Here is a 14,893-nt window from a genome sequence, read left to right on the forward strand (position 1 = left end):
AGCGCTGGAGCCGGGAACGTTGGCTCTGGTTCGATCGTCGACGCACTCGTCCTGGCTCGACCTTCTGCAACGGACCAAAGGCGCCTTTGAGCGACAAGCATCGCCCCAGACCACATTGACCGTTGGCCTAGACTCGCGCTATTGTCATGATAATACGTATTATCATGAGATCAACCGATGGCGAAAGGCGGGCGGCTGACCCAGCGCGACATTGCCAGGCTTGCGGGGGTCAGCCAGGCGACCGTGTCGCTCGCGCTCAACCGCCGCGGCGACAGCTCGGCCCGGATCCCGGAGGAGACACGTCGCCGGGTCCTGCAGGTGATCCTCGACACCGGCTATGTCGCCGACCCGGTGGCGCGGCAATTGGCCGGGCGGCGCAACCAGCTGCTCGGGGTCTTCACCTACGAGATGGTGTTCCCGACCGGCCAGGCCGATTTCTACATGCCGTTCATGCTCGGCATCGAGGCGACGGCGGAGCGGCTGGGCCTCGATCTGCTGCTGTTCACCAGCGCCCCGGTGATCGAGGGCCGTCGCCGCATCTTCCACGAGAACAACCGGCTGCGCCTGGCCGATGGCTGCATCCTGCTGGGCCGGACGCTGGACCGGGACGAGCTCACCCGACTGGTCGGCGACCGCTATCCCTTCGTCGCCATCGGCCGCCGCGACGATGCCGGCGGCCCGGTGCCCTATGTCGGCGCCGACTATGCCACCGCGACCGTCGCCCTGGTCCGCCGGGCCGTGGCGCTGGGCCATCGCCGCCTGGCCTATGTCGGGTTCGGCCGCGGGGCCGAATCCTCCGACGACCGCTGGGCCGGCTTCAGCCGCGCCGTCGCCGAGACCGGGCTGCAGGCCATGCACGAGCCCAGCCAGGGCCGCGACCCGGTCGAGTTGCTGGAAGCCCTGCTGGCGGCCGGCGTCACCGCCGCCCTGGTCGAGGATCTGGCCGATGCCGCGGCGCTGGAGCAGGCCGGGCGACAGCGCGGCCTGTCCATCCCGCGCGACCTGTCGCTGGCCGCACTGGGCAACCCGACGCGGCCGACCGCGAGCGACGTCGCCTTCACCAGCTTCCGCATCCCGCGCGAGGAGATGGGCGCGCAGGCGGTGGAGGTCCTGACCCTGGTGATGGACGGCAAGCCGGAGGGCCGGCAGCGACTGCTGCCCTGCGAGCCGGTCGAAGGCGACACCCTTGGTCCGGCGCCCGGTGGACGCCGCACCGGCAAATCGAAAGGACCACGCAGTTGACCCTGGAATTCGATGCGGATGTGCTGGTGGTGGGCGGCGGCCTCGGCGGGGTCGCCGCGACGCTGGCGGCGCTGAAGGCGGGCCGGTCGGTGGTCCTGACCGAGGAATACGACTGGCTGGGCGGCCAGCTGACCAGCCAGGCGGTGCCGCCGGACGAGCATTCCTGGGTCGAGCGCTTCGGCGTCACCGCCAGCTACCGCGCCCTGCGCGACGGCATCCGCGACCATTACCGCCGCCACTATCCGCTGACCGAAGGTGCACGCGCCTGGCGCGACCTCAACCCCGGCGCCGGCTGGGTCAGCCGGCTGTGCCACGAACCGCGGGTCGGCCTGGCGGTGATCGAGGCGATGCTGGCCCCGTGGCGCGGCTCCGGCCGCCTGCAGGTGCTGCAGCCCTACCGGCCGGTCGCGGCGGATGTCGACGGCGACCGGGTGCGCGCCATCCGCCTGGCGCATCGCGACGGCGGGCCGGACATCGTCGCCTCCGGCCGCTACGTGCTGGACGCCACCGAGACCGGCGACCTCCTGCCGCTGACCGGCACCGAATACGTCACCGGCTTCGAATCCCGGTCCGAGACGGGCGAGCCCAGCGCACCCGAAACGGCGCAGCCGCTGAACATGCAGGCGGTGTCGATCTGCTTCGCGCTCGACCATGTCGACGGCAACCATGTCATCGACCGCCCGGCCAACTACGCCTTCTGGCGCGACCACCGGCCGGAGTTCTGGGGCGGCCCGCTGCTGGGCTGGCGGTCGCCGCATCCGCGCACGCTGGAGATCGTCGAGCGCAGCTTCACCCCGAATCCGGATGACGATCCGCTGGCGGTCAATGCCGACCAGCGCCTGAACCCGGGCGATGGCAACCTGTGGACCTTCCGGCGCATCGCCGCCCGCCGCAACTTCACCGGCGGCACCTATGCCAGCGACATCACCCTCGTGAACTGGCCGATGATCGACTATTTCGAGGGGCCGGTGTTCGAGGTGCCGGAGGCGGAGGCGAAGCGCCACCTGGCCGGCGCGGCGGAGCTGTCGCGCTGCGTCCTGTACTGGCTGCAGACCGAGGCGCCGCGGCTGGATGGCGGCGCCGGCTTCCCGGGCCTGCGCCTGCGCAGCGACGTCACCGGCACCATCGACGGCCTGGCCCAGGCCCCCTACATCCGCGAATCCCGCCGCATCCGCGCCGAATACACCGTGGCGGAACAGGACCTGTCACTGGCCGTGCGCGGCACCCGCGGCGCGGTGCGCTATCCCGACAGCGTCGGCGTCGGGATGTACCGCATCGACCTGCACCCCTCGACCGGCGGCGACAACTACATCGACGTCGGCTCCTGCCCGTTCGAGATTCCGCTGGGTGCCCTGCTGCCGCGGCGGATGGAGAACCTGCTGCCGGCCGGCAAGGCGATCGGCACCACCCACATCACCAATGGCTGCTACCGGCTGCACCCGGTGGAATGGAACATCGGCGAGGTCGCCGGCCATCTCGCGGCCTGGTGCCTCGACCACGGCCTGCCGCCCCGCGCGGTGCGGGCCCGGCCCGACCGGCTGGCCGCGTTCCAGGCCCGGCTGGAGGCCGAGGGCGTCGAGCTGCACTGGCCGGAGGTCGCCGGCTACTGACGCCCCCGGATCACCCGGACTCTCAGGGAGGAACCCATGACGCTCAAACAGCGCATCGTCGTCACCATCGCCGCCGGGCTGCTCGCCGCCGCCACGCCCATCACCGCCCCGGCCCGGGCGGAGGGCATCGCGTTGCGGATGACGATCTGGACCGGCAACAAGGCCCATCTGCAACTGCTGGACGACATCGCCGCCGCCTACCGGAAGGACCATCCCGAGATCGCGTCGATCACCTATGAGACCCTGCCCTTCGACGGCTACACCACGGCGCTGACGACGCAGATCGCCGGCGGCAACGCCCCGGACCTGGCGTGGATCCTGGAGAATTCCGCGCCGGACTTCGTCTCCTCCGGCATCCTGCTGCCGCTGCAGGACACGCTGCGCGGCACCGCGGGCTACGGCTATGACGACCTGCTGCCCAGCGCCACCGCGCTGTGGCGCCGTGACGACGCGCTGTACGCCTATCCGTTCTCGACCTCGCCCTTCGGCATCTTCGCCAATCTCGACCTGGTGAAGCAGGCGGGGGCGAAGGCGCCGGCGGACCGCATCGCGGCGGGGGAATGGAGCTGGGCCAACGCCATGGCCGACGCCGCCGCGGTCCACGCCGCGACCGGCAAGGCCGGGCTGGTGGTCCGCGATTTCGACTACAAGCTGTGGGACAACCTCGCCACGATCTGGAACGGCTGGGGCGCCGCGCCGTGGAGCGCCGACGGGAAGACCTGCGGCTTCGACCAGCCGGCGATGGCCGAGGCGATGCGGTTCCTGCACAAGGCGGTGTTCACCGACCAGGCGATGCCCGGCCCGGGCGCGCCGGCCGACTTCTTCGCCGGCGACGCGGCCATGACCATCACCCAGATCAGCCGTGCCGCCCTCCTCAAGGATGGCGCCTTCGCCTGGGATCTGGTGCCGCTGCCGAAGGGGCCGGCCGGCGACTATGCCGTGATCGGCCAGGCCGGCATCGGCGTGTTCAAGGCCGGGCCGAACCCGGAAGCGGCGGCATCCTTCCTGGCTTTCCTGACCAACCCGGAGAATTCGGCCCGGCTGGCGCAGTACTTCCCGCCGCCGCGCAAGAGTCAGCTGGTCGTCGACCTGCTGGCCAAGGCCAACCCGATGCTGAAGCCGGGGCAGATCGAGGCGGTGGTGGTGCGCGGCATCGAGATCGGCGCGGTCAAGCCCAGCCACACCGGCAACGCCCAGATCGCCCAGGTGGTGCGGGCCGGGCTGGACGCGCTGTGGCAGCCCGACGCCGATGTCGACGCGGCGCTCGGGGCGGTCTGCGGCCGCATTCGGCCGCTGCTGGCGCGCTGACGATGCCGGCCAGGGTCTCCGCCATCACAGCTCCTGCCGTGCAGGCCGCGGCGCCTCGCGCGCCGTTCTGGACGATGCGCCGCCGCGATGCCCTGGCCGGCTACCTCTTCGTCGCGCCGCAGTTGGTCGGCGTCGCGCTGTTCGTGCTGATGCCGCTGGCGCTGGTGGTCTGGTACAGCCTGCATGAATGGAACGTCCTGGCCGGCAGCTTCGACTACACCGGCCTGCAGAACTACCAGGCGCTGCTCGAGGATCCTGAGCTGCCGGGCGTGCTGCGCGCCACCGCGCTGTTCTCCGCCGGCCTGGTGGTGCTGAACCTCAGCCTCGCACTGCTGCTGGCGGTGCTGGTGAACCAGCGGCTGCGCGGGATGACCGTGTTCCGGGCCCTGTTCTTCTCGCCCGTCGTGGTGTCGCTGGTGGCCTGGACCATCGTCTGGGGCTTCCTGCTGCAGAAGGACGGCGGCATCAACGGCATCCTGGCGATGTTCGGCGTCGCCGGCCCCAACTGGCTGCGCGGCGAGACCACGGCCCTGCTGTCGGTGATCGTGGTCCAGGTGTTCAAGAATGTCGGGCTGAACATGGTGCTGTTCCTGGCGGCGCTGCAGACCGTCCCGCGCGACCTGTACGAGGCGGCGCGGATCGAAGGCGCCGGCCGGTGCGTCCAGTTCCGCCGCATCACCCTGCCGCTGATCAGCCCGACCCTGCTGCTGGCCTCGATCATCACCATCGTCGGGTCGCTGCAGGTCTTCGCCCAGATCGCGGTGCTGACCCAGGGCGGGCCGGGCATCTCGACCACCGTGCTGGTCTACTACCTGTACCAGCAGGCCTTCCAGTTCCACGCCTTCGGCTACGGCTCGGCGCTCGCGGTGCTGCTGTTCGCCATCGTCGCCGTGCTCACCCTGCTGCAGTGGCAGCTGCGCCGGCGCTGGGTGTTCCATGAAAGCTGACCTGTCGCCGCGGGCCCGCCTGGCCGTCTATGGGCTGGCGTGCGTTCTCGCCATCCCCTTCGTGTTCCCGACCTGGTGGATGGTCACCTCCTCCTTCAAGCCGGTGCAGGAGATCTTCACCTTCCCGCCGGCGCTGCTGCCGCGGCGCCTGGACCTCGACGCCTACCGACAGGTGTTCGCGCTGCAGCCCTTCGCCCTGCAGTACTGGAACAGCCTGTACATCGCCGCGGTGGTGACGCTGGGCACCATGGCGGTGGCCTCGCTCGGCGGCTATGCCTTCGCCCGGATCCGCTTCCCCGGCCAGAACCTGGTGTTCATGATCGTGCTCCTGGCCCTGCTGGTGCCCGGCGAGGTCACGATCGTGCCGCTGTTCCGCTTCTTCCTGCGGCTCGGGCTGGTCAACACCCACTGGCCGCTGATCCTGGTGCCGATCCTGGGCGCGCCCTGCGTGCTGGCCACCTTCATCATGCGGCAGTTCTTCATCACCCTGCCGCCGGAGCTGGAGGAGGCAGGGCGGATCGACGGGCTCGGCCGCTTCGGGCTGTTCTGGCGTATTGCCCTGCCGCTGTCCCGGCCGGCGCTGGGCGCCGTCGCCATCTTCACCTTCCTGCACAGCTGGAACCTCTATCTCGAACCGATCGTCTACCTGTCCTCGCCGGGCAAGTTCACGCTGCCGCAGGCCCTGACCCAGTATGTCGATGCCTATGGCGGGCCGATGTGGAATGTCCAGCTGGCGGCGGTGACGCTGACGGCACTGCCGGTGCTGGTGGTCTTCGTGATCGCCCAGCGCCAGTTCATAGAAGGCCTGGCCCATGGCGGCTTGAAGGGATGAGCTTCGGCGACAACCTGCGTGCCCGGTGCGCGGCACCGCCAGGCCACGAGATGATATGGTGTCAGCGTTGCGATTGCGGGCGATGGGTCCCCGACGACCCGGACTCGGCTGGAGCGCGCGACATCCGGACATGGCCCTGTCTTCTCCGAAGCGGACATCGAGCCGATCTACCCGGCTGAGCCGATACCGGCTCGTTGCCCCTTTGGCGACTGATCAGCCCGGCGGGACGGTGCCCGATAGGGTGCCAATCCCGGCGGGCCAGGCACTGCCCGCCGTGCGGTACGCGCCGGTCGCGGCGGCCAAACGCTTGCTGTCGGCTGCCAGCTTCTCGACCCCCACCCAGCGGTTCCAATCCGGCGCGATGCTCCACCCGGCAGCGCCGAGATGGGCCTGAGGCAGTCGATAGTGGAAGACCGGGCGGGCGGCGATCTTCTCATAGGGCAACTTCGTCCGCACCCGCGGCGCGTCCAGACTCAGGAACAGCGGCAGCAGGTCGAGGCCGCGGTCGCGCGTCGGATTGGCCGCAAGATAGTCGTCGATCAAGGTGGATTGGTCGGGCCGGTAGTCGGGCGCCGCGATCCGATGCAGGAATGCCGGTGGGTAGGGTGGAGGCAGATGCCGTTCCAGGCGCCTTCGCCCGTCCGCGATCTCCCGACGCAGCCAGGATTCCATCAGCCCGAACGCCACCATCACCGCAATGATCCGATGGAGGTCCGCGGCCGGCGCCTCGATGTTGAAATGCAGGCCCAATGACCCGAATAGCGTTGCGCCGCGCCCCCGGGCACCGGCCGCGCGCAGCGCATCCAGGATGCAATCGACCTCCGCCAGGCGTTCGATCGGCAGGGGCGGTATAATCAGTTCGCGCGGCACCGCGCCGGACACCAGCCATCCCAGCCCTGCGGCGGCCGTCGGTCCGATGCGGACGGGGAGGGTTTTTCCGTGCCGCTGCGGATGGGTGTAGCGCAGATCAAGTTCCACCGCCAAGTCGCCCAGGACACTGCCCCGCACCGCGAAGGCATGGGCATCCTCTTCAACCATTTGGCCGCCGACACCTGCGGCCAAGGCCTGCGCCGTGCGCCGGGCGCTGGGGCCCATGAACTCGATCTCGATTCCGACCCGGCGTCCGACATCTGATCCCAGGGCGGGAAGCGCCTGGAAGGGTGCGGAGGAATCGGTGCGCGGCACGGGCCTTCTGGCCCCCATTCTGTTTGAAGGGAGGGTGTCCTGGACCATGTGGGCGGTCAGATAGCCATGTTGAAGGAGATGGGGCGTCGTGTCGCCATGTCGCGCTGATCGCGATATCGGCCATCACCACGCCATCCCCAAAGCGGACGGCCATCTCAGCGACGGCATCGGGAACGGCGACCCGCTACTTTCCTTGGGTCAAGGTCATCTCGAGCAGCTTCTCGTCCCCGGCGGCGAGATCGACCATGGCCTCGGCGCGTCGGCTGTCGTCGGCGACCGCCGAGACATGCCAGCGGCCGGCCGGCAGGATGGCTTCCAGCGAGCGGCTGCTGCCGCCCGCGAACGCCGCGGGGCCCGGGCTTCCGTCGGCGGCGACGGGATGGAACTCGAAGACGATGTTCATCGGCGCCGCCGCCCCCTCCTCCGGCGACGCCGATACGCCGAGGCGCCCGGCCTGCAGGTCGAGCCGCACCGTCTCCTCGGTGTCGGGCGCGACCACGATGTCCCGCTCGGCCGTCGCCACCCCGCTCTTCACTGCGATGTGCCAGCGGCCGGGCAGCAGCGGCACGGTCGGGTTGGCGATGGGCTGGTCCTGCATCAGGGCCGTTCCCTGGGCGATGCCGATCGCATCCACCGCCGTGACGGTCCAGCTCGTGTCGCGCCAGTCGGTGAGGGGTTCGGCGCCGGGACCGAGGGCGGCGGCGAGGATCCGGCTGCCGGTCGGAACCACGATGCGCGCCTCCCGCTGCGCGCCTTCCTCGATCTCGACATCGCGGAGGACGGCGGTGCCGGCGACGGCGAGTTCGACGCGGTATCGGCCGGTGGGCAGGACGAAGAGCGGCGCCGCCTCCTGCACCGCCTCGGCCGCGGTGGTCCCGTCCGGTGCCAGCGCGCGCCAGGCCAGGCCGCGCCAGTCGGTCAGCGGCTCGCCGTCCTCCGCCAGCGCGGCCGACAGCTTCAGCTCACCCAGCCGCAGGCTGAGGGCAAGATCGAGCGGGTGGCCCGCGGCGACCGTCACCTCCTGATCGGACCGCCGCCCCTGATGCTCCACCGCGAGGCGGTAGCGCCCGGCCGCCAGCAGCAGCGCGGGCCGGGCCACCGCCGGCACCTCGACCGCCGCCTGGCCGTCCAGCGGCGTCAGCGTCCAGCGCAGCCCCTCGCCGATCGGCTCGGCCCCCTTATACGGCACCGCCTGCGCCTTGAGGCGCCCCGCCGCCAACGGCACCTCGATCCGGGCCGCCTCGCCGGAAAGCTCGACATCGCGATGCGCTGCAACATTGCCGACCGCGGCCTCGATGGCGTAGCGGCCCGCCGGCACCGTCAGCTCCACCAGGCTGGTCCGGCCTTCGTAGCGGAAGGGTTCAGGCCCTTCCCCGCCGGCGACGCGCCAGTCGATCGCGAGATCGGAGACGGGACCTTCCCCCGGAATGACGGCGACGACGCTGACCCGCGCCGCCTTCACCGGCTCCGGCACCTCGACCGGCGCGGGCGCTTCCACCGGAGGCGCGGACGCTTCCGCTGGAGGCGGCTCGGCCCGGGCCGGCGCGGGCTCCGGAGCCGTCGCCGCGCGCGCGGCGCTGTCCAGGGTGGCGAGCAGGCTGTCGGCATCGGCCGCGGTGCGATAGGCGCCGCCGCCGGCCGAGGCGATGCAGGACAGCTGCTGCTCGTCCTTCGCCTCGACGGCGAAGCCGATGACATGCACCGACAGCGCCGCATCGGCCGCGCGCAGGGCGGCGGCCACGGCACAGGGGTCGGGATGGCAAGTCTCGATCCCGTCGGTCACCAGGATGATGGTGCCGCCCCCGCCCGCGGCCCGCAGCATGCCGGCGGCCTGCTGCAGCGAGGCGGCGAGCGGGGTCTTGCCGCGGGCGCGCAGCGTGGCGAGCCGCCGGCCCAGCGCCGCCGTGTCGGGCGGACCGATCGGCGACAGCACCTCGATGTCGCCGCAGTCGCCGCTGCGGCGATGGCCGTAGGCGACGAGGCCGACCGGCGCGGCCCCGGGCCAACGCGCCAGCATCTCGCCCAGCACGCCGCGCGCCGCGTCGAGCCGCGGGACGCCGCCGATCGCGGCGCTCATGCTGCCGGAGGAATCGATGACGATGACGGTCGGCCGCGGCGTCTCCGCCCGCGCGGCGGCGAACGGCAGGAGCGATGCGAGCAGCACGAGGCTTCGCCACGCCATCGCGCGGATCCTCGAGGCGCCGCTCATGGCGGCGAGAACCGGAACGCGGCATCGTCGACCACCGGATCGGCGACGGGATCGAAGGTCGTCGTGCTGCGGTTGATGCCGCCGCCCGGCGGCGTGTCCTGAAGGATCCTGCGGATCAGAAGGCTGTCGCGGTCGATCCACAGCGTCGCCGGATATTCGCTCGACACGTAGCTGGTGCCGTATTTCTCGCGGACGATGCCGCTGAGCTTGACGTGGTCGCGCCCGCCGATCCGCTCGGTGCCGTCGAGCCGCAGATCCTCGAGGCTGTGCAGCGGGCCCTGCAGCCCCGCCGATCCGAACAGCAGCCCGGGAACCAGAACCGCGGTTCCCTTGGTGGGCAGCGAGGCCACCGCGAAGGCGTCGATGCCCCTGCCCTTGGGATAGACCTCATGGACCTTGGTCGTCAGCCACCAGGTGTTGAACTCCGCCCCCTCGCACCAGATGACGAAGCGGTCGGCCCCCGCAGCGGGATCCTCGTCGAACTCGAAATAGAATTGCCGCGGCCGTTTGAGCGCCGTCTTGAAGCGGTGCCGCTCGCGGGTCTGCACCGCGGTGCCGGAGCCGTATTCGGTGACGATCTCGCCGCTGTCGGAATAGGTGCCGAGGGCGTCATAGGCGGCGGCGACCCGCTGCCACAGCTGGTCGGCTTCCGTCTCCGCCCGGCCCGCGGGCGCGGCCAGCAGGACCGCCAAGGCTGCCAGGACGACTGAAATCCGCATGTCGAGCCCCCAAGAACATCCGGATGACCGGAACGATGTCCCTCAGCAGGACGGGTTGCAGGCCTTGATCGAAAGGCCGTAGACGCCCGTCGCATCGTCGCCCGGCTTGCGGCGGTCGAACCGCCGGTCGATCGTCATGGTGGTGCCGGAGCGCTGGACGGTGAACTCCGCCGGCCCGTCATTCATCGCGCGCAACATCAGGAACTGGGCGCCTTTGAACGGCAGGGCGTAATCCTGCAGGGTGATCCGCATGGACAGGACCGGCAGCATGAGGACCAGCACCTTGGTGCGCGCATCGTCGAAATCGACCGCCGCCGGCTGCACCTCCAGCCGCAGCGTGTCGCCCCTGAGGTCGCCCCGGACCGGCACGCGGAAGAAGTTCGGCGTGAATCCCGCCCGCACCATGACGCCGCCCTGATCGATGATCGTGGTCAGCGGGTTGAAGTTCGGTATGTCCTGCCCCAGGACCTTCTTGTCCTTCAGCCGCGTCTCGTTCAGCACCTTGATGTCGCCCAGGCCCATCGGATCCTGGCGCACCATCTTCAGCACGGTGCCGTGCGCCAGCTCCGGAAACAGCACGGGAATGGCATTGTCCCAGGACCGGAACGACATCGCGTTGCCCATGATCTCGCCGGTCAGCGCGATCGCATCGCCTTTCGCACCCTTCGGATAGCGCAGGATGATCTCGCCTTTGATCTCGACCGTGTAGGTCCAGTAGAGATTGCCGTACTGGCGGAACTCCGCGGTCATCTTGCCGGTGACCGGCCCCTGGAAGGTCTGGCAGTAGCGCTCGAACATGCGGCTGACCATGAAGGCGCTCAGCGCATAGGCCATCTTGTTGAGCCCGACCGTGAACTCGGTGTTGAAGTGGCCCTTGGCCACATCCTCGCGCATCGGCGCGAAGGTGGTGATGCCCTTCCACGAGGTCTCGACCGCCTCGGTGCCGGACTTGGTGCGCTTGACCGCCGGGATCATGCTGACCAGCTTCGTCGGCACGTTCTCCTTCGCCCAATCGACGAAATAGGCGCCGGGCTGGATCAGCAGGCCGAGAAAGAAGTCGACCGCCTTGAGGCCGTTGATGGCGACATCGAGCTGGTCGCACAGCAGATTCCCGCGCGTCACCTCGGCCAGCACCGTGGAAGCGCGGGCGTTCGCGCGCTTCGCGACGGCGTGCCAGCCCTTCAGGCGCGCCGACAGCCCCATGGTCGCAACCCGCATTTCCGATGCGACGGATTGCAGCGTCACCAGATGGCCCATCCCATTCACCCACTCCGGCGATGCACCCTGGGCGCGCAAGGCCTTCATGGCGGTCTGAAGCTCGGCCAGCTTCGTCTTCGCTTCGTCCTTGGCCGGGCTGGCGGGAAGCTCGTCGAGCTTGCCGGCGACCGCATCGATGATCGCCTCGGTCGTCTCGGTCAGCTTCTCCGCCTCGGCCTCGATCCCATGCCTGTCAGTATCGTCCTTCTTGGCGCAGTCGGGCTGTTCGACGAGGTCGCTGAGGTCGGCGACCTCGAAGCTGGCCTCGCCCGCCGGCCCCCCCTCGGGGTCGCGGACTTCGACCTCGTGCTTGCCGAACGTCTCCGGCGTGAACTCGGCTTCGAAGCTGCCGTCGACATCGGCGACGACGTCGATCACGGTCGGCGGCAGGATCTCCGACGCGCCGAGGAAGAGGACATTGACCGGGCAGTCATTGTCGGGGATTTCCGCCGGCGCCTCGGCCGGGTCCGGCGGCTCGGCCTTCTGCGGCGGGGTGACCGTGATCTGCAGCGGCTTGCCGTAGAGGCCGGGCGGCGTCACCCCGCGCACGGTCAGCGGATAGCCGGGAACGGTGGTCAGGTCGTCGAGCTCGGGGAGTCCCGTCACCCCGCCCATCAGGCCCTGGGCGACGACCTCGACGAAGATGCCGGCCTGGCCCGACGGACCGGCCGCGTCCGCCGTGCCGGCATGTGCGAACCCGATCGCCAAGCCGGCCATCAAGAGGGCCAGCGCGTGCAGCGTGCAAGGACGGCCAACCATCCTTCCCTCCATCCCCACCCATCGACACACGGCCGAATTCGGATCCTCGGGCGCGGCCGGGTTGTCCATATTTAGCATAATATTTCGCGACTGGCGCCTTGCGGGCGCACTAAAGAACAAAAAAATCACTCATTCCATGTTGCAACCGCCCGAAGGCGCCATGTCGGCATCACGGTGCTTTCGGGCGCGGCCGGACGGCCTTGACGAGCACGACTTATGACCACCTCTATCAGGCGATCGAGAACGGTATCGCGGACCTGAGCGATCCCGCCTTGAAGGACCGGGTGGCATCACTCGTTGAAGGGGCTGGCTCGACGGTCACGCCCGGCACGCTTCGGAGATGCGCCAGGCGGCGCGGCGCAAGCTTCGAAACGAGGACGGAACGCCGGCGTGATCATCTCCGCGCGCTGGCGCAACGCGTCGATGTCGTCGACGGCCAGGAGATTGGTATCGCGGGCTCAAAAGGGGCAGTTGCTGCCAGCGCGGAAACGGCGGCGATTGGCGTTCGCAGTTTCATTCCGGAGTGGCGAGCCGTGATGGATGAAAATGAGTACTACTCATTCGCTGTAACGCTATGAATTGGGCGCATACAGGCTTCCGCTGTCGCGGGAAACTGCCGTGTGCAAGGGACATGGCCAACTGTCCGGAATCGCCGTGCGGAATGTCCTCGGCCTGGGCACACCTTTCGCTGCCGCTCGGTACTCGGTACCGGCAGGAACGCGCCCCTCGGAGAGAGCGTCTGTCCGCCGAGATCGGACCTTCAGCGTCGGAAGCACGGCATACGCCTAAAGGCGTACTTGGATGCGAATCATAAGATGATATGATTTCGGTGCTTCGACCGAGGAAATGAATGTGTTCGGGCCGTCACCCGACACACGGTATAGCGAATAAAGTATTCTTGCCCGTGCTGACGGATCGGGAAGGAACGCTTGAAGCTGGAAAGGCCGCCGCTGCGTGGCGGCCTTTTCCAAGTTAGGCAGCGCAAGCCCCGACCGGACGCACCCTGCGGGATGGCAGGGGACCGATTTTGGCCGCATGCAGCTTAAAGGCGATCTCGGTTCGGTTCCGAGCCTGCAGCTTCTTCATGATCGACCGGATATGCACCTTCACGGTGCTCTCGCACAGGTCCAACTCATAGGCGATAATCTTGTTCGGCTTCCCGAGGGCGACGGCGCTGGCCACGGCAGCCTGCCGCTCCGAAAGGCCGAACATGCTGTGTGCCGGCTGCTGGCGTTCGGGCCGAGCGTGGCCGGGCTTCTGGAATGCACTGGCCGGAACGAAGACTCCCCCGACCAAAGCCAGACACAGCGCCCCGATGGCAACGCTGAGGCTGACGCTTGTCGGGATGTAGCCACGGGCCCCCTGCTCCAGGATCTCGGCGACATAATGGGGATCCTCGTTCTCACCGATCACGATCATGGGGATGTCAGGATGGGTGCTGACCAAGCCATGGAGTTCGTCTTTGAACGACGGATCGCCATCGCCGACCGCACCGTCTTCCAGAAGGATGAGCGAAGTATCGCTCCGATCCGGACTCTGCTCCCACTCGCGGATATCAGCGAAAGCCCGGCCGAGGAACCGGCTGTCGGTCGATGCCAGCGCTCGCGTCAGGGTCTCCCGGCCCAGGGCCCGCCTATCGATGATCGCAATCACAATTAGGTCCAGACCAGGGCGCTCCGCGGCCCGGATCTTGGCAATGAGGTCGATTTCCGGTTCTGCCATCTTGGTGGCGTCGGGAAGCGCATCCGCTCCGTTTTCATTGAAAAGCATAACTTCAGACCTTTGTATTATTTAGACAATATTTCACTTCCTCTTCATTCGCAGAGCTTCGAAGGCGCTTTTCTTGTTGCTGCTCGCGCTCGTTCGCGGAGTCCGGCGGTGCTGAGAGGCCTATCTGCTCAGCACTGCTGAATTCGAATTTGTATGATATTTTAGACAAAATCAACCTAGGACGATGTAAGCCTTTCGAGGCTGCCTCATCCAAAAGAGGTAGCCGAGGGCCGGTCGCGCAATACCACTCTCATTCGACGGCACCGTGCCGATACGAGACGGCGATCGAGCGGCTTCATCCACAGGATCGATCCCATCCACCGACTTACCGCAAAAGATCATCTTTAGAAACTAAAGATAGCATCGCACAATTGATACAGAACATCAATTATCATGAGATTCACAATTGGATTGTCAATATCAATTACAGCTTAACATGATAGTTTACTCTTGCCATGATAGTTTGCTCTTGCTCTGAAATCTTAGATGACGTCGAGGAAAATCCAGGAACTTCGCGATGAGGACCATCCTATTTATTTGGGCCGCCCTCGGTCCCTCCATTGGTCTTCTGGTGGGGAGCCTTCTCACTGCCGGAGTGTTGGGTGACAGCCGTCCCCCCAGGGAATCCCCGACCGTGAGTCCGGGGGCGGGTCGGAAAGGACTTCGCCGCGGCTGACCTATCAAGCCCGGGTTTGTGTCGTGCACCGATCCCGCCCGGCGAAGACCTGTCGGGGCGCTGTCATGGGAAGAAGGCGGAAGCGGGAGAAGAGCTGAATGTGCGGCATTGTCGGCATCGTCGGGACCAGGCCGGTCGCCGGCCGCCTGGTCGAGGCGCTGAAGCGCCTGGAGTATCGCGGCTATGATTCCGCCGGCATCGCGACCCTGGTGGGCGGGCGGATCGAGCGCCGCCGGGCCGAGGGCAAGCTGGCCAACCTGGAGCGGCGGCTGGGCGAGGCCCCGATCGACGGCACCATCGGCATCGGCCACACCCGCTGGGCCACCCATGGCCGGCCGAACGAGACCAACGCCCATCCGCATGCCACCGACCGCGTCGC

Annotated in this window: 11 protein-coding genes and 1 pseudogene; 7 read left to right on the forward strand and 5 right to left on the reverse strand. The window is 68.3% G+C overall.

Going from position 1 to position 14,893, the window contains the following annotated elements; all coding sequences use genetic code 11:
* The first annotated feature begins 177 nt into the window (after window positions 1-177).
* The 5 genes from AB4112_RS10520 to AB4112_RS10540 are packed head-to-tail and all read left to right on the forward strand — an operon-like array spanning window position 178 to window position 5,939.
* Window positions 178-1,242: a LacI family DNA-binding transcriptional regulator gene (locus tag AB4112_RS10520; RefSeq protein ID WP_309799792.1), complete on the forward strand. Its 1,065-nt coding sequence runs from the start codon at window positions 178-180 to the stop codon at window positions 1,240-1,242.
* Window positions 1,239-2,852: an FAD-dependent oxidoreductase gene (locus AB4112_RS10525; protein ID WP_309799790.1), complete on the forward strand. Its 1,614-nt coding sequence runs from the start codon at window positions 1,239-1,241 to the stop codon at window positions 2,850-2,852. Before AB4112_RS10520 ends, AB4112_RS10525 begins: the two co-directional genes overlap by 4 nt.
* Before the next feature lie 36 nt (window positions 2,853-2,888).
* On the forward strand, window positions 2,889-4,160 hold the full coding sequence (locus AB4112_RS10530; protein ID WP_309799788.1) for an ABC transporter substrate-binding protein: 1,272 nt from the start codon (window positions 2,889-2,891) through the stop codon (window positions 4,158-4,160).
* 2 nt (window positions 4,161-4,162) lie between these two features.
* Window positions 4,163-5,107, forward strand: coding sequence for a carbohydrate ABC transporter permease (locus AB4112_RS10535; RefSeq protein WP_309799786.1), 945 nt, complete (start codon window positions 4,163-4,165; stop codon window positions 5,105-5,107).
* The gene (locus AB4112_RS10540) at window positions 5,097-5,939 is read left to right on the forward strand and encodes a carbohydrate ABC transporter permease (protein ID WP_309799784.1); all 843 of its coding nucleotides are present in this window, start codon (window positions 5,097-5,099) and stop codon (window positions 5,937-5,939) included. The genes AB4112_RS10535 and AB4112_RS10540 overlap by 11 nt, the downstream gene beginning before the upstream one ends.
* 213 nt (window positions 5,940-6,152) lie before the next feature.
* On the opposite strand, the gene AB4112_RS10545 is transcribed toward AB4112_RS10540, so the two are convergent.
* The 4 genes from AB4112_RS10545 to AB4112_RS10560 all read right to left on the reverse strand — a co-directional run bounded on the left by AB4112_RS10545 (window position 6,153) and on the right by AB4112_RS10560 (window position 12,068).
* A complete protein-coding gene (locus tag AB4112_RS10545) occupies window positions 6,153-7,124 on the reverse strand; it encodes an amidoligase family protein (protein WP_309799782.1) in 972 nt (323 codons plus the stop codon).
* Window positions 7,125-7,308: 184 nt separating this feature from the next.
* A complete protein-coding gene (locus AB4112_RS10550) occupies window positions 7,309-9,306 on the reverse strand; it encodes a vWA domain-containing protein (RefSeq protein ID WP_309799780.1) in 1,998 nt (665 codons plus the stop codon).
* Between the two features lie 23 nt (window positions 9,307-9,329).
* Window positions 9,330-10,052, reverse strand: coding sequence for a LolA family protein (locus tag AB4112_RS10555; RefSeq protein ID WP_309799778.1), 723 nt, complete (start codon window positions 10,050-10,052; stop codon window positions 9,330-9,332).
* A 42-nt stretch (window positions 10,053-10,094) separates the two neighbouring features.
* The gene (locus AB4112_RS10560; RefSeq protein WP_441719296.1) at window positions 10,095-12,068 is read right to left on the reverse strand and encodes a hypothetical protein; all 1,974 of its coding nucleotides are present in this window, start codon (window positions 12,066-12,068) and stop codon (window positions 10,095-10,097) included.
* A 200-nt stretch (window positions 12,069-12,268) separates the two neighbouring features.
* On the opposite strand from AB4112_RS10560, the gene AB4112_RS10565 reads away from it, so the two are divergent.
* On the forward strand, window positions 12,269-12,646 hold the full coding sequence (locus tag AB4112_RS10565; protein ID WP_441719298.1) for a hypothetical protein: 378 nt from the start codon (window positions 12,269-12,271) through the stop codon (window positions 12,644-12,646).
* Window positions 12,647-13,040: 394 nt separating this feature from the next.
* On the opposite strand, the gene AB4112_RS10570 is transcribed toward AB4112_RS10565, so the two are convergent.
* Window positions 13,041-13,838, reverse strand: coding sequence for a LuxR C-terminal-related transcriptional regulator (locus AB4112_RS10570; protein ID WP_441719301.1), 798 nt, complete (start codon window positions 13,836-13,838; stop codon window positions 13,041-13,043).
* Between the two features lie 774 nt (window positions 13,839-14,612).
* Here AB4112_RS10570 and AB4112_RS10575 point away from each other — a divergent pair.
* Window positions 14,613-14,893 (forward strand): annotated as a pseudogene (locus AB4112_RS10575) (glutamine--fructose-6-phosphate transaminase (isomerizing)); the annotation flags it as partial.

It is taken from the genome of Inquilinus sp. 2KB_23 (assembly GCF_052115705.1).
In the GTDB taxonomy this organism is placed as follows: Bacteria; Pseudomonadota; Alphaproteobacteria; order DSM-16000; family Inquilinaceae; genus Inquilinus; species Inquilinus ginsengisoli_A.